The following is a 21,367-nucleotide window of genomic DNA, read 5'->3' on the forward strand; positions in this document are numbered from 1 at the left end:
TCGGACTGTAACCCGCCGGTTAGGGTGAGCCCGAACGACGAAGCGCAGGAGGAAGCCGGTGTGAATCCGGCGCGGTCCCGCCACTGTGACCAGCGAACACCGCTGGGAGTCAGGAACTCCGCTTCGCCAGTCACCCGCACTTTGGGGCGAGGACCCCACGAGGGATGGAGCCTGCGTGATCCTGCTGCTGTCGACTTCCGACACCGACCTGCTGTCGGCGCGTGCGAGCGGTGCCGACTACCGGCTCGGCAACCCCGCCCGGCTCACCGTCGACGACCTGCCCGCACTGGTGGACGGCGCCGACCTCGTCCTCGTGCGCATCCTCGGCGGCCGCCGGATGTGGGAGGAGGGCCTCGACTGGCTGCTGGCCGGGGGCCTGCCCGTGGTGGTGCTCGGCGGTGAGCAGCAGCCCGACGCGGCGCTGATGGAGCTCTCCACGGTGCCCGGTGGCGTCTGCGCGGAGGCGCACCTCTACCTCGCGCACGGCGGCCCGGCGAACCTCACCGAGCTGCACAAGTTCCTGTCCGACACCGTGCTGCTGACCGGCCACGGCTTCGAGGCACCCGCCGCCACTCCCTCGTGGGGTGTGCTGGAACGGGAGACCCGGCCGGAGGAGGGCCCGACGGTCGCGGTGCTCTACTACCGCGCGCACCACGTCGCCGGGAACACGGCCTTCGTGCACGCCCTGTGCGACGCGATCGAGGCCAAGGGCGGCAGGCCGCTGCCGGTGTACTGCTCCTCGCTGCGCACCGCCGAACCCGAGCTGCTCGACACGCTGCGCGAGGCCGACGCGCTGGTCGTGACGGTGCTCGCGGCCGGTGGCACGAACCCCGCCAAGGCGTCCGCCGGTGGCGACGACGAAGCGTGGGACGTCGGCGCGCTGGCCGCGCTCGACGTGCCGATCCTGCAGGGCCTGTGCCTCACGTCGAGCCGCGAGTCCTGGGACTCCAACGACGACGGACTGTCTCCTTTGGACACCGCGACCCAGGTCGCGATCCCCGAGTTCGACGGCCGGATCATCACGGTTCCGTTCTCCTTCAAGGAGATCGACGCCGACGGCCTCACGGTCTACGTCGCCGACCCGGAACGGGCGCTGCGCGTCGCGGGCATCGCGGTCCGGCACGGCCGTCTGCGCCACATCCCGGTCGCGGAACGCAAGGTCGTCGTGATGCTGTCGGCGTACCCGACGAAGCACTCCCGCATCGGCAACGCGGTCGGGCTCGACACGCCCGCGTCGACCGTCCGGCTGCTGAAGGCCATGCAGGAGCACGGTTACGACATCGGCGACGAGCTGCCGGGCGTCCAGGAGCTCGACGGCGACAAGCTGATCCACGCGCTGATCGCCGCCGGTGGCCAGGACGCCGACTGGCTGACGCAGGAGCAGTTCGAGAGCAACCCGATCCGCATCGCGGCGGCCGACTACCGCGAGTTCCACGAGACGCTGCCCGACGAGTTCCGCGAGTCGATGCGCGAGCACTGGGGTGAGGCGCCGGGCTCGTTGTTCGTCGACTTCTCGAAGTCGAAGGACGGCGAGATCGTGCTGGCCGCGCTGCGGTCCGGCAACGTCGCGGTGATCGTCCAGCCGCCGCGCGGGTTCGGCGAGAACCCGATCGCGATCTACCACGACCCCGATCTGCCGCCGTCGCACCACTACCTCGCGGCGTACCGGTGGATCGAGTCGAACTTCGGCGCCGACGCCGTCGTGCACGTCGGCAAGCACGGCAACCTGGAGTGGTTGCCGGGCAAGACGGTCGGCATGTCGGCGTCCTGCGGCACGGACGCGGCGCTCGGCGACCTGCCGCTGATCTACCCGTTCCTCGTCAACGACCCCGGCGAGGGCACGCAGGCGAAGCGGCGTGCGCACGCCACGCTGGTCGACCACCTCGTGCCGCCGATGGCCCGCGCCGACAGCTACGGCGACATCGCGCGCCTGGAGCAGCTGCTCGACGAGTACGGGAACATCTCCGCGATGGACCCGGCCAAGGTGCCGGCGATCCGCGCGCAGATCTGGACGCTGATCAAGGCCGCGAAGCTCGACCACGACCTGGGACTCGACGACCGGCCCCACGACGCGGAGTTCGACGAGTTCATCCTGCACGTCGACGGCTGGCTGTGCGAGGTCAAGGACGTCCAGATCCGCGACGGCCTGCACATCCTCGGTGAGGCTCCCACGGGCTCCGTCCGCGTCAACCTCGTGCTGGCGATGTTGCAGGCGCGGCAGATGTGGGGCGGTCAGGTCGCCGCGCTGCCCGGCCTGCGCGAGGCCCTCGGGCTCACGACCACGGGCCGTGAAGACGTCGACGTGGTGGAGGAGCAGGCTCGCGTGCTCGTCCAGGCGATGGAGGACGCGGGCTGGGACCGTTCCGCCGCAGCGGGTCTGCACGAGTCCGAGGACGTGCGGAGGATCCTGGAGTTCGCGGCGGACGAGGTCGTGCCCCGGCTCGCGCGCACCACGGACGAGATGACGAACGTCCTGCACGCGCTGGACGGCGGCTACATCCCGGCCGGCCCGTCCGGTTCTCCGTTGCGCGGCCTGGTGAACGTGCTGCCGACCGGCCGCAACTTCTACTCGGTCGACCCGAAGGCCATCCCGTCGCGCCTGGCGTGGGAGACCGGCCAGGCGATGGCCGACTCGCTGCTGGAGCGCTACCGCACCGAGAACGACGGTGAGTGGCCGCCGTCGGTGGGCCTGTCGGTCTGGGGCACGTCCGCGATGCGCACCGCCGGCGACGACATCGCCGAGGTGTTCTCGCTGCTCGGCGTCCGGCCGGTGTGGGACGACCAGTCGCGCCGCGTCACCGGTCTCGAAGTGATCCCGTTGCAGGAGCTGGACCGGCCGCGCATCGACGTCACGGTCCGGATCTCCGGCTTCTTCCGCGACGCCTTCCCGCACGTCGTGTCCATGTTGGACGATGCCGTGCAGCTGGTGGCCGCGCTGGACGAGCCCGCGGAGCACAACTTCGTGCGGGCGCACATGCTCAAGGACCTGGAGGAGCACGGCGACCAGCGCCGGGCCACGTTGCGCGTCTTCGGTTCCAAGCCGGGTGCGTACGGCGCGGGCGTGCTGCCGTTGATCGACAGCCGCAACTGGCGCGACTCGTCCGACATCGCCGAGGTCTACGCGGTGTGGGGCGGCTACGCGTACGGCCGCGGGGTCGACGGTGTGGCGGCGCGGGCGGACATGGAGTCGGCGTACCGGCGGATCGCGGTGGCGGCCAAGAACATCGACACCCGCGAGCACGACATCGCCGACTCGGACGACTACTTCCAGTACCACGGCGGCATGGTCACGATGGTGAAGGCGTTGACGGGCAAGGCACCCGCCGCGTACGTCGGTGACAGCACGCGCCCCGAGGCCGTCCGCACGCGCACGCTGACCGAGGAAACTTCACGGATCTTCCGGGCCCGCGTGGTGAACCCGCGCTGGATCGGTGCGATGCGCAACCACGGGTACAAGGGCGCGTTCGAGCTGCAGGCGACGGTCGAGTACCTGTTCGGCTACGACGCCACGACCGGCGTCGTCGCGGACTGGATGTACGAGAAGCTGACCGAGAGCTACGTGCTCGACCCGGAGACCCGGAAGTTCCTGCAGACATCGAACCCGTGGGCGTTGCACGGCATCGCCGAGCGCCTGCTGGAGGCGGCCGAGCGCAAGATGTGGGAGCACCCGGAGGAGTCCACTTTGGACGCACTGCGGGCGGCCTACCTGGAGACCGAGGGCGACCTCGAGGACGGCGTCTGATCGACCCGGACGCAGCACTGACCCGGTGACGGATCGAGGCGAGCGGACGCACCGCTCACCCCGATCCCGTCCAGCAGGCCGCTGACCAGGCACAGGTTCATCCCGCACACCAGCTGCGTGTGCCGGTGCGCCAGGCTGTGGAACGGGCAGTTGCCCAGCAGGATCGAGCCGCCGTCCTCCCGCGGTTCGAAACCGAAGCCCGCCAACGCTTCCACCACGCCGTCTGGAGCCTGCGCCGCGAGATCCGCGCCCCACTCGTAGGCGCGCCGGTTCAGGACCTCGCGCGCCGGTTCGCCCGTGCTCTCGGCTTCCACCAACGCGTCCGTGAGCAGATGGCTCGCGGCCTCGTACCGCCGGTCGGGCAGCGATACCTCGATCTGTTCCTCCGACCGCCGGTAGAGCTTCGCCGGCCGACCGGCCCCAGGCCCGCTGCGCCCTGTCCGCCGCTGGTGCACCACTGTGAGAAGGCCCATCTCGACCAGCTTGTCGAGGTGGAACGCGGCCGTCGTGCGGGCCAGTTCGACGGCCTGCGCCGCCTCGTCCTTGCTGATGGGAGAGGTCTGGCGCACCACGAAGTCGTAGAGCCTGCGGCGGGTCGGTTCGTCGAGGGCCGCTACGGCGGCGACGGGGTCGGCCATCTCTAAAACCTACTCTTGTTGACTAAATTCGGCCACCGGATCTACCGTGGCGGCATGGACGTCGAAGCGGCGCAGCAGGCGGTCACGGACCTGCTCAAGGCGCTGGGCAAGGACCCTTACTCGGTGCATCTCGCCGACACCCCGCGCCGCGTCGCTGAGGCGTACGCGGAGATGCTGACCCCGCGCGCCTTCACCATGACGACGTTCCCCAACGACGAGGGCTACGACGAGCTCGTTCTCGCGCGCAGCATTCCCGTGCAGTCGTTGTGCGAGCACCACATGCTGCCGTTCCACGGCGTCGCGCACGTCGGATACCTGCCGGGCGAACGGATCCTGGGCCTGTCGAAGCTCGCGCGCGTCGTCGAGATGTTCGCGCGCGACCTCCAGGTGCAGGAACGGCTCACCAAGCAGGTCGCCGACTGGCTGCAGGACCGGTTGCAGCCCTTGGGGGTCGGTGTCGTGATCGAGGCCGAGCACATGTGCATGGCGCACAGGGGAGTGCGGGTCAGCGGCTCCAGCACGGTCACGTCGGCGTTGAAGGGCGTGCTGCGGACGAACCCCGCGTCACGTCAGGAGTTCTTCGCCCTCGTTCACGCGGCCTGAACGGGCCCGAACACGTAGGAGCCGGCGGCGTCGGGGTCGTCGCCCGCCCAGAACTCGGCCCACAGCGTGGTGAACTCGTTGCGCGACAACCTGCCGTCGCCGTCGAGGTCCAGCCTGGCGAAGTCGGTCGCCTCCGCGTGGCCGAGCCAGGCCTCGATCATCATCCGGTACTCCGCCTCGGAGACGTAGTCATCGCTGTCCGAGTCCACGGCGCCGAACATCGCATCCGCGGTCCCGAGCACCGGCTCGATGTTGTCCGGCAGCACGTCCACGACGTTCAGCACGTCGTCCAGGGTCACCTGGTCAGCGCCTCCCGCGGCCGACTGCAGAGTGGTCCACCAGCCCAGCATCACCTGCGTCAGCAGTTTCTCGTCGCTGCCGCGCAACGCCGCCCAGCGCTGGGCGAGCAGCTCGAAGTCCTCCTTGTTCAGGCAGCCGTTGCCGTCGGAGTCCATCGCGTCGAAGACCAGGTCCACCTTGCTGCGCTGAAAGTCGCTCGCCATGCGCAGGACGATAGGCCGAATGCCGCAACGGAAGCCATCGGCCGAATGGGTCCGAACCAGTGCCGTGGTGTGAAATCCCGCCGAGATTTCACGCCACGGCACTAGTCCACGAACAGAGCATCCGCCAGGTGCAAACGGCCTGACACGCCCAGCTTCCGGTAGATGCCGGAGAGCACCCCCTCGACCGCGGTCGGAGCCATGAGCAGCGTCGATGCGATCTCGTCGTCCGAACGGCCACGCGCCGCCAGTTCCGCCACCTGGTGCTCCGTCGGGGTGAGCGCGGTCGGCCCGGTCTGCCGCATCCGCCGAGGTCCGGCGCTCGTCGCCACCAGTTCGGAGTAAGCGCGCGCGGCCATCGCGGCCGATCCGCACTTCTGCGCCAGGTCGACGGCGTCACGCAGGCACGTCCGCGCGAACGCCGTGTCGCCCTGACGCCGCCCCACGACGCCGAGGTCCACCAACGCGCGTGCCAGCTCCAGTCGGGCGGGGGAGGCCCGCAGCACCCGTACGGCCTCTTCCAGCAACGTCCGTCCGGCCGTTCCCGCGGTCACCCGGCCCTCCGCGCGCAACGCCATGCCCAACGCTCTCGGCGCGCCCCAGACGCGGGCGAGCGCCACCTCTTCCTGGGCGAGGTCGCGGGCCCGTTCGCCGTCGCCCATCGCCGCGCAGGCCAGTGCCGCTCCGGAACGCCACGACAGGGCCGCCGGGTTGCGGTACGGCCAGGCGGCGCAGTGCCGTCCGGCGGCCAGGAACGCTTCCAGGGCATCGTGATCGTCGCCTCGCGCGGTCAGCACGCGGCCGCGCACGGTCAGCACGCCGCCGAACGACCACGTGCGCCGGGCCTCGTCCGTCGAGGCTTCGGCGATCACCGCCGCGGCCTCGTCGAGACGGCCCTCCTCGAGCAGGATGTCGGCGAGCAGCGCGGCGTGCCAGGTGGAGACGGCGTGCCAGCGCCGGTCCTGCCGCAGGTGGTCGGCCGCCACCTCCAGGTCGGCGCGGGCGGAGGTGAGGTCTCCCTTGCGGCGCTGGACGTTCGCGCGCATCACGTTCGTCAGCGCGCGCAACGCCGGTGCCTGCGCCCGGTCGACCTCGTCCAGCACGGCCAGTGCCTCGTCCAGCGAGTCGGCCAGGTTCAGCGTCATCGCGGACGTCAGCGCGGCGAGAACACCGTCCGGCGAGACGAGCCGGACCGCCTCGGTGGCGCTGATGTCCCCGACCATCACGTGGTGCAGCACTCCTGCTGGCGTGTCGAGCGAGACGGCCGACGGCACGGCCTCCTGCCACACCAGCCCGTGCACCGCCAGATGTGCTCGTGCGGAAGCGGATTCGCGCGACAGGACCGCCGGGATCTCGGCGGGACTGCCTTCGGCGTGCAGGGCGTAGGACAACGCGATCGCGGACTCGGTGTCGTCCACATCGGACTGGAACGCCTCGCGCAACCGGGCCGTCGCGCCGGGCAGGTCGCCGACCAGTTCGGCGATCCCCAGCAGCCGCAACGCCCGGGACGGGTTCGCCACCGGTTCGCGCAACGCCCGCCACAGCAACCGCGCGGCACCGGCCGTGTCGCCGTGGTTCACCGCCTCCTGCGCGGCCCGGTCGAGCACCTCGCCCGCCCACGGTTCCAGGCCCGGCGAGGTCTCCAGCAGGTGGTCGGCCACCGCCCGGTCCGAGGCGCCGTGCGTCCGCAACGAGCGTGCGGCCCGCAGGTGCAGCTCGGCCCGTGCCGCGGCGGGCATGTCGCCGAGCACCGCGGGCCCGGCCACGCCGAGCAGTTCGACGGTGTGGACGGCCTCGGCGAGCTCCACCGGGCTCAGCCGCGTCAGTTCGGCCAGCACACCGGGATCCGGGGACGGCCCGAGCGCGGCCAGGCAGTGCGCCGCGGTCACGACGGAGGCGGAGCGGCGGCGCAGCCTGGCCGCCATGATCTCGCCGGACACCTCAGCGCCGTGCCGGGCCACCCGCCACGCGGCCTCCGCGGTCGGCGGGACCTCGTCCTCCGCCAGGGCTCTGACGAGCCGGGTCACCGCCAGCGGGTTGCCGCCGGTCGCGTCGAAGCAGGCGGCCGTGAACTCGGGCGCGGCCTCGCCCAGTGCCGCCGAGACGAGACGGTCCGTCTCGGCGGAGGTGAGGTTGTCCAGCGTCACCCGCTGGCACGAAGCCATGATCTCGTTGAACGAGGGGTCGTCACACCGTTCGCCCAGGCCTACGGCCAGCACCACGGCGATGCGCAGCCGCTGCACCCTCAACGCCAGGTAGGCGAGCCAGCGCAGGGACGCGGCATCGGCCCAGTGCGCGTCGTCCACGACGACGAGCAGGTCGCCCCGTGCGGACAGCGCCGCGGCGAGCCGGTAAACGCCGTGCAGCACGGGGAAATCGGCCGCCATCGCGGTGAGCTGCAAAGCGCCCGCCGCCTCCGCGGGCACGAGATCGGAATCGACCAGGTCGAACAGCTGGGCCACGATCCCAAACGGAAGATCGCTTTCCAATGCACTTCCGCGCGCTCGCACGACCTGTCTGCCGGACGTTTCCCAGCGCGTGGCCAGGTCGTCCAGGGCCGCCGTCTTCCCCGTGCCGGGTGCGCCTTCCACGACCGTGGTCGTGCCCGGCACCGCCTGATCACCGATTCCGGCGCACCACACTTTCAGCCGGTTTTCCAAGATCTCTCCACAATCCGCCGCTGAAAGCTCAGCGGAATTGATGCTAGGAGAAAGCGCTCCACTTGCCCAGGTAAAGCTTCCTGAGCTGTGGCCGTCTCAACAGGATGAAGGCCCGTATGATCCCGCGGGCTACTACTCGAATGGGTAGCGTCAAGTCCGGCGACTGCGCTTCGAGGTCGTCCCGACGGCGTAGAGGGGCCGCTCGGGGCTGGTCGCGATGCTGGTCGTCGTGGTAATGCAGCGCTTGTTCTCCGCCGCCGCGGAGCGAAAGGAAGAATGGGTGTCGGGGAATCGGGACGGGATGTTCCGCGGCCGTGAGGGAGAACGGGAGCTCCTGAACGGCGTGCTGGACGCGGGCACCGGTGTGGTGCTGATCGACGGCGCGGCGGGCACCGGCAAGACGCGGTTGCTGGCCGAGATCGCCGCCGTCGCCGCCGGCCGCGGCTTCGAGGTCGCGACCGCGCAGGACGAGCTCGACCAGCCGTTCCTGTTGGCCCGCCTGGCAGAACGCAGGCCCGGCGGTCCCGCGCTCGTCGTGCTGGACGATCTCCACCTGGCCGAGCCGGGCACCCTGGCCGCGCTGCGTGCTCTGTTACCCGCCTCCACCCACGAGAAGGTGGTGTGGCTGCTCGCTCGCCGTCGCGGCGAGGGCACGGACCGCCTGTTCGGTGCCGCGGCCCAGCGCGGTGCCACCAGGATCGAGTTGCGGCCGCTCACGGACGACGTGGTGGAGGACCTCGTCGCCGATCTCGCGGGCGGCGTTCCCGACCAGGACCTGAAAGCGCTTGCTTCCACCGCCCAGGGCAATCCCGCCGCGTTGATCGCGCTCTTCGGGGCCCTGCACGAGGACGGCCTGGTGCTGACCGGCGCCGGGCAGGCCTCGATCAGGGCGGGCCGGCCGTCGCACCGCACCGAGGCGTTGCTGCGCGAGGGCGTGGACGCGTTGAGCGTCAAGGCGAGGCACCTCCTGCAGGTCGCCGCCGTGCTCGGGCCGCGGTTCGAACCCGGCGACGTCGCGGAGATGCTGGCGTCGAGCACCGCGATCCTGCTGCCCGCCCTGGACGAGGTCCTCCGCGCGGGTGTCGTGGCGGCCCTGGACGACAGGCTGGCGTTCCGGCACGAACTGCTCTGGCGCCTGGCCGCCGACTCCGTGCCCCCGCCCGTGCGGCGCGCGTTGCACCGCGAGGCCGGCGAGATGCTGCTGAGGCGCGGCGACTCCGCCGTCCTCGCCGCCGAACACCTGCTGCACGGTGCCCAGCGCGGCGACGCCCGGTCGATCGACGGGCTGGTCGCGGCCGCGAAAGCCGTGCTGTGGAACGCTCCCGAGGCCGCCGCCGACCTCGCGGTGCGCGCGCTCGAGCTGACCGACCAAGCGTCTGCTTCGCTGGTGCACCGCACGGTCATGGCGGTGCGGGCGCTCACCGCGGCGGGCCGGCTCACCGCCGCGCAGGCGCTGGCACAGGAGGCCCTGTCCCGTCAGGTCGCCCCGGAGCCCGCCGCCAAGCTCCGGCACTGCGTGGCCACGACGACGTTGCTGGGAGCCGGGTACGCGGAGTCGCTGGAGATCTCCGAGGCGTTGCTGCGCGAACCCGACCTGGCGCCGGAACTCGCGCCCTGGGTGGAGATCACCCGGCTGATGGCGTTGCTCGGCCACGACCGGCACCGCGCGGAGGAACTGGCCGAGGCCGTCGTGCGCACCCGCCAGAGCGCGCCGGACGACGTGCTGGCAACGGCTTTGGCCGTGCTGGCGGCGATCGCGCGCGACACCGGCAGGCCCGGTACCGCGCTGGAGCTGGCCCGGGAGGCCGCGCGGTCGAGCACGTCGCACGACCTCGGCGCGTACCCGCAACTGCTGCTCGCGACCCTGCTCGCGGGGCTGCGGGAGTTCGCCGACGCCGGCAACGTGGTGCGGCGGGTCCGCGGCGGGCCGTCCGCTGTGGTCACCAGGGAGGTCATGACCGCGGTCGTGCAGGCCCGGATCCTGTTGCAGGCGGGGCGGATCGAGGAGGCCGCGGCCGAGGCTCGCGCCGCGCTGGCCGTGGCGGAGGAGACCGGGCACGAGGCGGTGGTCGCGCCGGCGTTGGCGGTGCTGGCGATGGTCGCGATCCACACCGGCGACCTGCCCGCGGCGCTCGAGCACGTCGAGCGGTGCCGAGGCCAGGTCCCGGCCGACGGCGTCCTCTTCTCGCGCGCCTACTACCAGTGGACCGACGTGCTCGTCACCTACGTCGGGTCCGGGCTCGACAAGGCGCTGGCGCTGCTCGGCGACGAGTACCCGGGCCTGGTGTCGTCGGGACTGTTCGCGGAGGAACCCCGCGCCGCCGGGTGGTTCCTGCGCCGTGCGCTGGAGGCGGGGGACGAGCGGCTGGCGAACGCCGTAGTGGACCACGCGGAACGGCTGGCGCACGACCACCCGGGGTTCCCGGCGATCGGAGCGGCCGCGGTGCACGCGCGCGGCCTGCTCGACGGTGACGCGAAGTCGCTGGAACTGGCCGCGCGCGAACACCGGGACCTGTGGGCGCGCGCGAACGCGTCCGAGGACCTCGGCGTGCTGCTCACGGGCTCGCCGGACCGGTCGGAGTCGGTGAAGGCGCTGGAGGCCGCGCTCGGGCTCTACCGGGAGATCGGCGCGTCACGGGACAGCGCGCGCGTCCTCGGCCGGTTGCGCAAGCTCGGCCGGCGCCGCAGGACCGCCCCGGCGCGGCCCGAGTCCGGGTGGCCCAGCCTGGACGACACGGAACGGGCCATCGCCAACCTGGTGGCCAAGGGTCAGACGAACCGGCAGATCTCCACGCAGCTGTTCATGTCGCCGCACACGGTGAACTTCCACCTGCGCAAGATCTTCCGCAAGCTCGGGATCAGCTCTCGCGTCGAGCTGGTGCTGAGGTCGAGGGACGACCGGTGACCGGCACGGTCCGCTTGGCCTGACGCCGCAGCTGCAGGATCCGGGCGGCGCCGACGACGGCGACCAGCAGCGCGCCGCCGATCGCGCCGAACAGCAGCGCCACGCCCAGGGGCAGGCTGAACTCGCCCCACAGGAAGTGGATCGTGGCGTTGCCGCCGTTCTGCAGGATGAAGACCAGCAGGAAGATCAGCACGACGATCGCCACGAGCACGGCGATCCAGGTGCCGCTGATCCGGGTGGGCCGCAGCTTCTTCGGTGCGGCCACCGGCGCGGGCGGTGCGGCGGTCGGCGGAGCGGCCGGGATGGGTTCGGTGACCGGTGTCTTCGGGGTCTCGTCGCTGGAGGTCGCCACGGTCTGAATTATCGGCGACCAGGGGTGATCTCGCGCGCTGGCGAGCGGTTACAACTTGCGCAGCCCGGACAGCACGCGTTCGAGCAGCGCGACGTTCGGCTGGGCGCTCGGCTCGTGCACGGCGACCAGGTTCAGCGTGATCAGGTCGCTCAGCAGCACCCGCGTGACACCGAGCGGGATCTTCATGAGCGCCGAGATCTCGGCGACCGACCGCGGCTGCAGGCACAGCCGCATCATCGCGGCCTGGTCGTTGGTCGCGCGGTGGAGCCGGTCCTCTTCGGTGGAGAGCAGCGTCTCCAGGCGCAGGTCGTGGCGGGCCGTGGTGCGGCCGCCGGTGCGGGCGTAGGGACGGATGAGCGAGCTGTCCCTGGCGGGGCTGTTGTTCTGGTCTTCTTGCACAGGCCACTCCGGTGGCGGTTCCGGTGGGCGTTGGCGCAACGGTTGCTGACGAGGCAGTTGTTGCGTCTCCGAGCCGTTGAAGTCTTCACTTCCGTCGGCGCGCAGCCGTCTACGGGTCGCCGGAGACCCGAAACGCGCCCCCGTGTAACCGATTTCCGTCGCTTCCTCGTCGTGCACGTGCCCAAGCTATAACGAAGACGCCCAAATGTATGTGGATCACGTTGCCTTTTTGTCAGTCAGGTCGAATCTGACTTGGATTGCAGTGCCCGAGGACGTCGTTTGGGTGCGCACGAGGTCCGCCAAACGGTTGACGAGCAACAGACCGCGACCACCCGGTTCGTTTGCGTGAACAGGGGTCCGGCCAGCCAGAACATCCGTGATGTGGCCGTTGTCGTTGACTTGGCAAACAATACTTCTGCTTTCCGACCACACGCGGACCGTGCTCTCGCCGCCGCCGTGCCGCACGCTGTTCGTCGCGAGCTCGGTCACGGCGAGCGTGAAGTCGTCGACCCGATCATGAGCCAGCCCCAGCTTGACGGCCTGCTCACGGGCGAACGCCCGCACGGCCGCCATCGCACCGGCGCCGACGGAGGTGCTCGCCGCGTCGGACGGGATGGCCAACGGTAGTGAGTGCGCGGCGACGACCACCCGCGCGGGGTGGAAGTGGTCGCTCGGGCGGTGGCCGCTCGCGTCGATCACGACCGGGTGGGTCTTCTCGGCGTCGGCCAGGACGTCGTGGGTGAGGGTGGTGCTGTAGGGGCACAGGATGCTCAGGTCACGTCCGCTGAACGCGTAGTTGACCAGCGCCTCGTGCAGCGTGCACGCCGGGTATTCGACGTCGGTGCGCAGGTCCCACACCGGCTCGCTGATGATGCGGACGGCCCCGCGGTGCCGGTCGGCGAACGCGCGGAGCTCGGGGATGATCCGGCCGGGGTTGCGGCCGGTGTCCGTCATGTCGAGGAACGTGACGAGGTGGGCGAAGCCGCTGAGCGCTTCCTCGAGCAGCTGGAGGTTCCTGCCCGGTACCGCCACCACGACGGGTTCGGCGCTCGCGAGGCCCTCGACCACGAACGGGACCGTCCCGTCGATGTAGGACTCCTCGTCGGAGTAGAACAGCGCCGGATGTGCGAACGTCATGTGCCACCTCTCGTCAACGTCCCAGGGTGCGCACCCGGAGCGTTGTTCAAACCCCATCATTTCTTGACTCTCACACCGTGTCAGCCCCTACACAGGAGCAGTCATGTTCACCATCGGAGACTTCGCCCATCTGGGGCGCGTGTCGGTGCGGATGCTGCGCCACTACGACGCGGTCGGCCTGCTCCCGCCGGCGCACGTCGACCCGTCCAGCGGCTACCGCTTCTACACCGCCGCCCAGCTGCAACGACTGAACCGCCTGGTCGCGTTGAAGGACCTCGGCCTGACGCTCGACCAGGTGCGTGTCGTGCTCGACGAAAAGCTTTCCGTCGAACAGTTGCACGGCATGCTTTCGTTGCGGCGGGCCGAGCTGAGGCAGCAGATCCTCGCGGACGAGTCGCGGCTGCGCCGGGTCGAGGCACGTCTCCGTGCCATGGAAAGAGAAGGCGCCATGCCCACCGACGAGATCGTCGTGAAGCCCGTCCCCGCCGTCCGGGTCGCCCGCCTGACCGCGACCGCCGCGTCGTACGAGCCCGAGGACATCGGCCCGGTCATCCAGCCGCTGTACCCGGAGCTCTTCGAACGCCTCGGCCGTGCGGGCGTCGCGCCGTCCGGCCACGGCATCGCGACCTACGAGTCCGCCGAGGGTGACCAGGTCGTCGTGCGGGCCGGCGTGACCGTGGCCGTCGAACCGTCCGCCGCCTACGACTTCGAGGTCGTCGACCTGCCCGCGCTGGCCGAGGCGGCGACCATCGTGCACCGCGGCACGATGGACGACGTCGACACCTCCTACCAGGCCGTGGCGGCGTGGATCGAGGCGCACGGGTACCAGCAGAACGGGTTCGCCCGCGAGGTGTACCTGAACTACGGCGAGGGCGACCCGGCGGACTGGGTGACCGAGCTGCAGCTGGAGATCACCAAGCCGTGAGCCGGGGATGGTCGCGGCGCTGGTTCCGGTGGATGGTGCTAGTCCTGGTGGATGCGCCGGTGGAGGGACTCCATGCGTTCGTCCAGCTGCGCCGCGATCATCGCCGTCGACATCAGCTCGCCCACGAAGTCCGCGGGCGGGCTGTCGTCGTACTTGTAGAACAGCTTGTGCTCCAGCGTCGCCCAGAAGTCCATGGCGATGGTCCGCAGCTGCACCTCGACCTTCACGTGCTCGACCCGGTCCGACAGGAACACCGGGATGCGCACGATCAGGTGCAGGCTGCGGTAGCCGTTCGGCTTCGGTGCGGCGATGTAGTCCTTGGTGTGCAGGATCTCCACGTCGTGCTGGCGCGCGAGCATCGCCTTGACCCGGTAGACGTCCGAGACGAACGGGCAGATGACCCGCACGCCCGCTATGTCGTCGAGCCAGTCGCCGATCGAGTCGAGGTCGAGCGGAAAACCCTTGCGCTGCAGCTTCTCCAGGATGCCCTCGGGTTTTTTCACCCGATTGGTGATGTGCTCGATCGGGTCGTGCTGGTGGACCGAGTCGAACTCCTCGCTCAGGATGCGGAGCTTCGTCATGAGCTCCTCGATCGCGAACTTGTAGACGAGCAGCCGCCGTTCGAGGTCGCGCAGCAGGCCCAGGTCGTCGGCGAGGTCGGTCACCACACCAGAGTACTGATCACGCTCGTCAGAACTGCGCGACCGCCTCGGGCGCGTAGCCGTAGAAGCCGGGAAGACCACCTGTGTGGAGGAACACGACGGGCACGTCGCTGCGCGGCGCGATCTCGCGGAACTTCACCGCCGCCTTGCCGGTGTAGACCGGGTCGAGGATCACGCCCTCGGTCTCGGCGAAGAGCTTCAGCACGTCCCACATCTCCGGCGTGGGCACGCCGTAGCCCGGCCCGATCGTGTCGTCGGTGACGGTGACGTGGCCGAGTTCCGGGGCCGGCTCGCCGAGGAGGGCGGCGGCGTCCGCGGCGAGGGTGCGGAGTTCCTGCTCGGCGTCCGCGGCGGTGTGCGAGACGCTCGCGGCGTGGACGGTGCCGCGCCAGCCCAGCAGTTCGGTGCCGAGAGCCACGCCGGCCGCCGTGGCGCCGCTGCCGTCCGGCACGACGATGGTGGCGTTGTCGATGCCGCGTTCGTCCAGCTGCCCGACGAGCTCGACGGCCGCCGCCACGTAACCGAGCGTCCCCAGCCCGTTCGAGCCGCCCACGGGCAGCGTGACGGCCTTGTCGTGGTTGACCTTCTCGTACGCCTTGACGGTCTCGTCGGCGTCCGCGCAGACGTGCACGTTCGCCCCGAACATGTGGTCCAGCACGACGTTGCCGGACCGCTCGTACGCGGCGCCCGTCATCGGCACCTTGGCCGTGAGCACCAGTTCGCAACGCAGGCCGAGCTTCGCGCACGCCGCCGCGGTCTGGCGGCCGTGGTTGGTCTGCAGCGCGCCGAACGTGATGATCGTGTCCGCGCCCTGCTCGATCGCCTGGCCGAGCAGGAACTCGAGTTTGCGCAGCTTGTTGCCGCCCGCGCCGAGGCCGTTGACGTCGTCGCGCTTGATCAGGACCGGCGGGGCGCCGAGTGTCGCCGCGAGCCTGGGGGCCTCCTCCAACGGGGTCGGCCAGGTGCCCAGGGAGACTCGGGGGAACGCGCTCAGGTCCATGGACCGAGTTTAAGTGCCTCGTTCGCGGAGGGTTCCTCTCCGATGCCGTGCAGGACGTGGGCGAGGACCTCGATGCCGCGGACCACGCGCGGGCCCGGCCGGTTGAAGTACGCCGGGCCGTCCAGCACCCACGTCTCGGGCAAGGGCTGGTCGGGGAGTTCGCGGAGCGTCCGTTCGGGCGGGAAGCCGCACGGCATGAGCAGCACCACGTCCGGCGCGGCGTCGTGGACCGCCTGCCACGTGATCGGCCCGGTGTGCTCGCCCTTCCCGGCGAGCAGCGGGACGCCGCCGGCGGCCTCGATCTGCTCCGGCACCCAGTGCCCGGCGGGCCAGCACGGGTCGAGCCACTCGATCGCGGCCACGCGCGGACGGACGAGGTCCCTGGTCTGCCGCTCGACGTCGGCGACGCGCTGCCGCAGGGCGGCGATCCTCTCCGCGCTGTCGACGCCGAGCACGTCGCCCACGGTCTTCAGACAGCCGAGCACGTCGTCCAATGTGGAAGGTTCGAGGCTCAGCACCACCGGGCCGGCGTCCATCATGCGGACGGTGTCGGTGACCTTGCGGTAGGAGATGGCGCAGACGTCGCAGAGGTCCTGGGTGAGGACCACGTCCGGTTCGAGGTCGTGCAGCAGGTCCGCGTCCAGGCCGTAGAGCGACGACCCGCGGTGGACCGTCGAGTTGATCTCCCTGCTGCTCAGGGCGTCCTGGTCGACGCCGGTGCTCGTGACGACGGGGACGCCTGCCACCTCTGCCGGCCAGTCGCACTCGTGGGTGCGTCCCACCAGCTGTCCGGCGAGGCCCAGTTCGGCGACGATGTCGGTGGCAGCGGGCAGCAGCGAGACGATCCGCATCAGACCTCCCTGCCGAACTCCGCGTACCGCGTGGAACCGCTCTCAAGGGCCGCCAGGGCGAGCGTGAGGCGGCGGTGCAGTGACGGGTAGATGCGGGGCTTCGCCTCGTCCAGCGTCAGGTACAGCACGCCTTCCAGTTCGGGGTCGCACGCCACGGCACCGTCCACGACACCACCGTCGAACACGAACTGGTGGCAGTCGCGCCAGACCCCGTTGCGCGGCGTCCAGTCGACCACCAGCAACGGCCCCAAGGTCACCGAGAGACCGAGCTCCTCCTGGACCTCCCGCAGCGCCGCGGCCTTCGGGGACTCGTCGTCCTCGGTCATGCCGCCGGGGATGTCCAGCACCGCCTTGTACGTCGGCACGACGAACAGCACGCGTCCGGTGGAGTCACGGATCAGCGCCCCGCCCGCGCAGGTCTTGGTGGGCCGTCGGGACGCCACTCCTGGCACGTGCTCCAGTTCGGCCGGACCCTCGTCCAGAACATCGGCGGCGAATGATGCGGGGTCTCCCGCGTGCAGTGCGGACACGAGCCGATGATCACACCACAGGGTGAATAGTGCACGCCCTGCACGCGGGTTTCGCGCTGGTGAGCGGATGTGCGGTCGATGACGGTCTGCGACCAAACGATCGGGGAGTACGCTTGGCCCTGTAACTCCGTGCGATCAATCGCCGATGTCCAGGCAACATCGGTGGAGGTGACGCCAATGGGGGCAACCGGTGCCGCCAAGCGCAGACATGACGGTGGATCGGCCCCGTGGTCGGTGGTCGGACTGACTGTCGTGTTCGTCGTGGTGGCCCAGGTCCAGTTCGCCATCGCGGTCGCGGAGTCGGTCTGGTGGCCGGCCGTGGTCGGGGTGTTGCTGCTGGCAGCGGCGGTCGCGTTCGTCAAGACGGCGCGCAGGCTGCGTTGGGAAGACAGCGACTCGTACGAGGCACCGCCCGAGGTGGCCATGCCGCTTCCGGCAGAGCACTACGAGAGCCACGTCGACGCCGACGGAAGCCTGGCACGCGCGGTCGGCGAAGTCGTCCACGCGTCACGGCGCTGGCGGGCCTGACAGCCTCACAACGCGGAGACCGGGCCATGAGGTGGTCCGGTCATCTCGTCCTGTCCAGGCGTCTCCCCCCACCCGCGGAATGGATCCATGCCGACGTCTGCCGAGTGGCTCGAAGTGCGCGCTCACCTGCTCGAACACCGCCACGCGCTGGCGCTCGAAGCCGTCGCCGAGTACCCGGACGTGCCCAGGGTCGCCGGTACGCCGCTGCTCACGTCGCCGGACTGGATGCCCGCCGGTCCGGTTCCGCTGGCCGGCCTCTCGCTGGAGCTGACGGCCTCCGCCGCGCTGCCCCCGGTGCCGGCCTCGCAGTTGCCCGACGGGTTCGGCAGCTACTCGGAGGCGATGGCGGCGCTCGCCGCGCCGGCCGTGTTCCAGAACCGCGAGACCTACCGGCTGCTCGGCTTCACCGGGCGGCACCTGACGTTCGGGCTCGGCAGCTACTTCGACGGCATCGACGTGGGCGAGGCCTGCGCGCACGAGTACGCGGCGCGGGTCGCCGGGCTGCCGTTGCGCTCGGCGGTCGGTGATCCGTGCGATCCCCGGCGGCGGCCGGTCAACGTCGCCATCAGCACGCTCACCCTGCGGCACGACGAGGTCTCCGGCGAGGCGACGTTCTTCCTGCACTGGCGTGACCCGAAGCGCGTCGGGCACGCGGGCGGCATGTTCCAGGTGCTGCCGGTCGGGGTGTTCCAGGGTTCGTCCGAGGCGGACTTCTCATTGTGGCACTGCATGATCCGCGAGTTCGCCGAGGAGATGCTCGGGGCGGAGGAGATCCACGACGCCGACTACGCGGCCTGGCCGCTCGCCCAGCGGCTCACCGAGGCGGCTCGCGTGTTCTACCTCGGCATGGGAGTGGACCCGCTGACGTTCGCCACCGACATGCTGACCGTGGCGGTGATCGAGGCTTCGCGGTTCGACGAGCTGTTCGGGGATCTGGTGTCGCACAACGACGAAGGCCAGGTGCTGCGCGGACTCCCGTTCACCGCGTCGAACGTCGAGCGGTTCGTGCACCACGAACCGACGCAGGCCGCCGGTGCCGCACTGCTGTCGCTGGCCTGGCAGCACCGTGCGGAGTTGCTCAGGGCCTGAACGGGTTCGGCAGGTAGGCCCACTTCGTCGTCCGCGGGTCCAGGCGCATCAACGTGAGTGGCTTGGCGGGCAAGGGGTCGTGCAGCAGCGCGTGCCGGTCCGGCGTGTCCGGGACCGTGCGGGCCACCACGTCCCACAGGTCGGCGTCCGGGGCGTCGAGCGCGTCGACCAGCCCGGTCAGCGCGGTCGCGAAGAACGTCGCGAACGTCTTGGCGCGCAACGCCTCCGGGCTCGCGTGCAGGCGTTCGGGCAGGTCGGCGCGCGGGCTGACGCGGATGTCGGCGAGGTCGCGGTAGATCACCCGGCTCGGCCTGCCGCCGACCAGGCCGACCAGCAGGTTCTGCTCGTGCGCCTCCAGGGCCACCCCTTGCGCGAGCAGCGTCATCAGCGGCGGCACGGTCAGCTCGGCGAACTCCGCGAGCCAGCCGACCGGGTCGGCGATCGGCACCCCCCTCAGCGCGGCCAGGGGCAACAGCGTCTCACCCTCGCGCGGCAAGGGTTTGTCGCGCAGGATCACGCCGAGCCGCCGGTCGGGTTCGCCGTCGGTGAGCACGGCGGCCGACGCCCGGTTGTGCTGCAGTTCGACGCCCTCGACAGCGCCTGCCAGGAAGTCGGAGACCGTGGTCGCGGTGGCGATCGAGCCGCCGGAGATGTCCCGCACGGCCGAAGTGATCTGGGCGCTCAGCGTCGTTTTCACGTGCCAGGTGCCGGCCGAGAGCGTGCGCAGCGCCATCAGCGGGCTCGCGTCGAGGGTGCCGGCGGTGGTCACGCCGAGCCGGTCCGCCTGCCAGGGGTGCACCGGGAGGAGGATCCGCTCGCCGTCGCGCAGCTCGTCCGGCCAGTCGCCGAACACCACGTGCCGTGCCACGGGGTGCAACCGCAGGGGCACGACCGGGCGGTGCTCGGGGCCGTAGGCGAGGTGGTCGGCGGCGGTGAACCCGGTGCGGTTGCGGCAGCACGGGTGCAGCGGATGGCCGTCGACCACGCTCTGCTCGTGCTCCTCCAGCGACCTCTGCGCGAACGGGGTCGTGAGAGGGCTCGCCGTGCGGGACAGGGCCAGTCCGGCGACGCTGTGGGCGACCTCGGTGATCAAGCTCTCCGAACGGGGCCAGCGCAGTGCGGTGAGGAGGCCGACCGGGTGGGAGTACGCGTCCGGATCGACGCTGACCTGCGGCAACGGCTCGATCGCGAACGCCCGGCGCAGGCGCGCGAGGATCGCCGCACGGGCTCCGGGCAGCGCCGCGATGAACCTTTCGGCGCGTTCTTCGTCCAGCGCGGCGGCGAACTCGGACTCGACCGGTGTTTGCGTCAGAATGATCTGATCCTGACACATCGCCGGAGGGAAGCGGACACCGGTGGAATCGAGCACTGACCCCGACGGCACCACGACGACGGCCCTGCTGAACTGCCTGCGCCGTGAGGTGGGGGAGTGGGCGGACGGGACGCTCCGGCTGCCCCGCACCGGCACGCTGCTGCGCGTGCGGGAGGGGCGCTGGCTGTCGGACCCCGAGGTGTTCACCGGTTCGTGGCAGCCGTTGTCGTGGCACGAACTCGCCGTGCTCGTCACGAAGGAGCTCGGCGACCCGCCGGTCGGTTTCCTGGACGAGATCGCGGGGTCGCGGTCGGCCATCGCCGCCGTGCTCGACGCCCGCACCGCTCCGCCCGCCGATCTCTACCGGCGCTCCGAGCAGGCGCTGGTCGCCGGCCACCGCTACCACCCCGCCCCGAAGGGCCGCGGCGGCCTTCCCGCGCGGGAGTGGTTGCCGTACTCGCCCGAGGTGCACGCGAGTTTTTCCTTGGCGCAGCTGGAAGGCTCGTTCGTCGATGACGGCGAAGTGCCGTTGCCCGCCGGGATTCTTCCCGCGCACCCGTGGCAGCTTTCGTTGCTGGGACTCGAAGGTCCGGTGTCCGGGCCCGAGGTGTGGCCGACGTCCTCGGTGCGCACGGTGTACGACCCGGCGGCCGACCTGTTCTACAAGTTCAGCCTCGACGTGCGGATCACCAACGACGTGCGCCGGTTGTGGGCGCACGACCTGCGCTGGATCCCGCCGCTCGCGCGGCTGCTGAGGCCGGTGTTCGCGGACATCGCCTCGGTGTTCCCCGGCGCGGCCTTCCTGATCGACCGCGGCTACCGGACGTCACCGGACGCCTTCGAAGGCCTGGCGGTCGTGGTGCGTGACGGTATCCGGCAGCACGCGCTTCCCGGCGTGACCCCGTTGCTGGCGGCGGGGATCAGCGAGGGCTTCGAGGGGAACCCGTTGGACGGCTTGGACTCCGACACCGCGCTGCGCTGGTTCCGGCAGTACGTCTCGGTCGTCGTTCCTCCTGTGCTGCACGCGTTCTTCGCACACGGCGTCGTGATGGAGTGCCACCTGCAGAACGTCGTGGTCGGCGTCGACGCCGAGGGCATGCCGGTCCAGGCGATCTACCGCGATCCCGAGGGCATGCGGCTGCTGCCTCGCCACGCCGAGCTGCTGTCCTCAGTGGACGGCCAGGAAGGTTCGCGGGGAGTGTCCGGGGCGAAGGGGTGGGAACGGCTGCAGTACTGCCTCGTCGTCAACCACCTGATCGAGATCGCCGGCGCTGTGCTCGACCGGCACCCCGGCCTGGACGTGTGGGCGGAGGCGCGGTCCGTGTTCGTCGCCTATGCCCGAGATCACGGACGTGACCAGGTCATGTCGTTGCTGGAGAACCGGTTCGTGCCCGCGAAGGCGAACCTGCTGCTGCGCTGGACGCGCGCGGAGGGCGCGGCGAGCCGGTACGTCGACTGCCCGAACCCGTTGTACCCGGGCTAGCTCACCGGACGTACTCGCACCTGCATGGCAACCTGGACGCTCGCTGCCGCG

Annotated in this window: 18 protein-coding genes and 1 riboswitch; of the genes, 7 read left to right on the forward strand and 11 right to left on the reverse strand. The window is 70.7% G+C overall.

Going from position 1 to position 21,367, the window contains the following annotated elements; genetic code table 11:
- The first annotated feature begins 5 nt into the window (after nucleotides 1-5).
- Nucleotides 6-140, forward strand: a riboswitch (cobalamin riboswitch).
- Nucleotides 141-175: 35 nt separating this feature from the next.
- Nucleotides 176-3,742 (forward strand): cobaltochelatase subunit CobN, encoded by a 3,567-nt coding sequence (cobN, locus tag DFR72_RS40980; protein ID WP_090072616.1) that lies wholly within the window; start codon nucleotides 176-178, stop codon nucleotides 3,740-3,742.
- On the opposite strand, the gene DFR72_RS40985 is transcribed toward cobN, so the two are convergent.
- Nucleotides 3,703-4,380, reverse strand: coding sequence for a helix-turn-helix transcriptional regulator (locus DFR72_RS40985; RefSeq protein WP_090072618.1), 678 nt, complete (start codon nucleotides 4,378-4,380; stop codon nucleotides 3,703-3,705). The two genes, cobN and DFR72_RS40985, sit on opposite strands and share 40 nt — an antisense overlap.
- Nucleotides 4,381-4,434: 54 nt before the next feature.
- On the opposite strand from DFR72_RS40985, the gene folE reads away from it, so the two are divergent.
- Nucleotides 4,435-4,983, forward strand: coding sequence for a GTP cyclohydrolase I FolE (folE, locus tag DFR72_RS40990; RefSeq protein WP_090072620.1), 549 nt, complete (start codon nucleotides 4,435-4,437; stop codon nucleotides 4,981-4,983).
- Here the strand turns inward: folE and DFR72_RS40995 are convergent.
- Both DFR72_RS40995 and DFR72_RS41000 read right to left on the reverse strand, forming a co-directional pair.
- Nucleotides 4,971-5,486 carry an EF-hand domain-containing protein gene (locus DFR72_RS40995; RefSeq protein ID WP_090072622.1) on the reverse strand — a complete coding sequence of 172 codons (516 nt, stop codon included), beginning with the start codon at nucleotides 5,484-5,486 and terminating at the stop codon, nucleotides 4,971-4,973. The genes folE and DFR72_RS40995 overlap by 13 nt on opposite strands.
- Nucleotides 5,487-5,587: 101 nt before the next feature.
- Nucleotides 5,588-8,125, reverse strand: coding sequence for a helix-turn-helix transcriptional regulator (locus DFR72_RS41000; protein WP_342768727.1), 2,538 nt, complete (start codon nucleotides 8,123-8,125; stop codon nucleotides 5,588-5,590).
- Nucleotides 8,126-8,423: 298 nt separating this feature from the next.
- On the opposite strand from DFR72_RS41000, the gene DFR72_RS41005 reads away from it, so the two are divergent.
- Nucleotides 8,424-11,048 carry a helix-turn-helix transcriptional regulator gene (locus tag DFR72_RS41005; RefSeq protein WP_143086985.1) on the forward strand — a complete coding sequence of 875 codons (2,625 nt, stop codon included), beginning with the start codon at nucleotides 8,424-8,426 and terminating at the stop codon, nucleotides 11,046-11,048.
- On the opposite strand, the gene DFR72_RS41010 is transcribed toward DFR72_RS41005, so the two are convergent.
- The 3 genes from DFR72_RS41010 to DFR72_RS41020 all read right to left on the reverse strand — a co-directional run bounded on the left by DFR72_RS41010 (nucleotide 11,002) and on the right by DFR72_RS41020 (nucleotide 12,936).
- Entirely contained in the window at nucleotides 11,002-11,400 is a 399-nt protein-coding gene (locus DFR72_RS41010; protein ID WP_090072628.1) for a LapA family protein, read from the reverse strand. The two genes, DFR72_RS41005 and DFR72_RS41010, sit on opposite strands and share 47 nt — an antisense overlap.
- 48 nt (nucleotides 11,401-11,448) lie before the next feature.
- Complete coding sequence (locus DFR72_RS41015) at nucleotides 11,449-11,799, reverse strand: DUF742 domain-containing protein (protein WP_170176632.1); 351 nt, start codon at nucleotides 11,797-11,799, stop codon at nucleotides 11,449-11,451.
- Nucleotides 11,800-12,015: 216 nt separating this feature from the next.
- Nucleotides 12,016-12,936 (reverse strand): anti-sigma factor RsbA family regulatory protein, encoded by a 921-nt coding sequence (locus DFR72_RS41020; protein WP_090072631.1) that lies wholly within the window; start codon nucleotides 12,934-12,936, stop codon nucleotides 12,016-12,018.
- Nucleotides 12,937-13,039: 103 nt separating this feature from the next.
- On the opposite strand from DFR72_RS41020, the gene DFR72_RS41025 reads away from it, so the two are divergent.
- On the forward strand, nucleotides 13,040-13,861 hold the full coding sequence (locus tag DFR72_RS41025; RefSeq protein WP_090072634.1) for a MerR family transcriptional regulator: 822 nt from the start codon (nucleotides 13,040-13,042) through the stop codon (nucleotides 13,859-13,861).
- 38 nt (nucleotides 13,862-13,899) lie between these two features.
- Here the strand turns inward: DFR72_RS41025 and DFR72_RS41030 are convergent, their stop codons facing one another.
- From DFR72_RS41030 to DFR72_RS41045, 4 genes are read right to left on the reverse strand one after another with little or no spacing between them, the layout of a single operon-like run.
- The gene (locus DFR72_RS41030) at nucleotides 13,900-14,526 is read right to left on the reverse strand and encodes a GTP pyrophosphokinase (protein ID WP_245983875.1); all 627 of its coding nucleotides are present in this window, start codon (nucleotides 14,524-14,526) and stop codon (nucleotides 13,900-13,902) included.
- Nucleotides 14,527-14,551: 25 nt separating this feature from the next.
- On the reverse strand, nucleotides 14,552-15,523 hold the full coding sequence (locus tag DFR72_RS41035; protein ID WP_090072635.1) for a D-cysteine desulfhydrase family protein: 972 nt from the start codon (nucleotides 15,521-15,523) through the stop codon (nucleotides 14,552-14,554).
- Complete coding sequence (locus DFR72_RS41040; protein ID WP_090072636.1) at nucleotides 15,514-16,374, reverse strand: TroA family protein; 861 nt, start codon at nucleotides 16,372-16,374, stop codon at nucleotides 15,514-15,516. The genes DFR72_RS41035 and DFR72_RS41040 overlap by 10 nt, the downstream gene beginning before the upstream one ends.
- The gene (locus DFR72_RS41045) at nucleotides 16,374-16,904 is read right to left on the reverse strand and encodes an NUDIX domain-containing protein (protein ID WP_090072637.1); all 531 of its coding nucleotides are present in this window, start codon (nucleotides 16,902-16,904) and stop codon (nucleotides 16,374-16,376) included. Before DFR72_RS41045 ends, DFR72_RS41040 begins: the two co-directional genes overlap by 1 nt.
- Nucleotides 16,905-17,081: 177 nt before the next feature.
- On the opposite strand from DFR72_RS41045, the gene DFR72_RS41050 reads away from it, so the two are divergent.
- Together DFR72_RS41050 and DFR72_RS41055 are read left to right on the forward strand one after the other, a co-directional pair.
- Nucleotides 17,082-17,432 (forward strand): hypothetical protein, encoded by a 351-nt coding sequence (locus DFR72_RS41050; protein WP_143086986.1) that lies wholly within the window; start codon nucleotides 17,082-17,084, stop codon nucleotides 17,430-17,432.
- An 87-nt stretch (nucleotides 17,433-17,519) separates the two neighbouring features.
- Nucleotides 17,520-18,521, forward strand: a complete 1,002-nt coding sequence (locus DFR72_RS41055) for a hypothetical protein (protein ID WP_090072639.1) — start codon at nucleotides 17,520-17,522, stop codon at nucleotides 18,519-18,521.
- Here the strand turns inward: DFR72_RS41055 and DFR72_RS41060 are convergent.
- Entirely contained in the window at nucleotides 18,511-19,854 is a 1,344-nt protein-coding gene (locus tag DFR72_RS41060) for an IucA/IucC family protein (RefSeq protein ID WP_090072640.1), read from the reverse strand. The two genes, DFR72_RS41055 and DFR72_RS41060, sit on opposite strands and share 11 nt — an antisense overlap.
- 22 nt (nucleotides 19,855-19,876) lie before the next feature.
- Between DFR72_RS41060 and DFR72_RS41065 the strand changes: the two genes are divergently transcribed.
- On the forward strand, nucleotides 19,877-21,316 hold the full coding sequence (locus DFR72_RS41065) for an IucA/IucC family protein (protein WP_090072643.1): 1,440 nt from the start codon (nucleotides 19,877-19,879) through the stop codon (nucleotides 21,314-21,316).
- Nucleotides 21,317-21,367 lie beyond the last annotated feature (51 nt).

This window comes from Lentzea flaviverrucosa, from assembly GCF_003350445.1.
In the GTDB taxonomy this organism is placed as follows: Bacteria; Actinomycetota; Actinomycetes; order Mycobacteriales; family Pseudonocardiaceae; genus Lentzea; species Lentzea californiensis.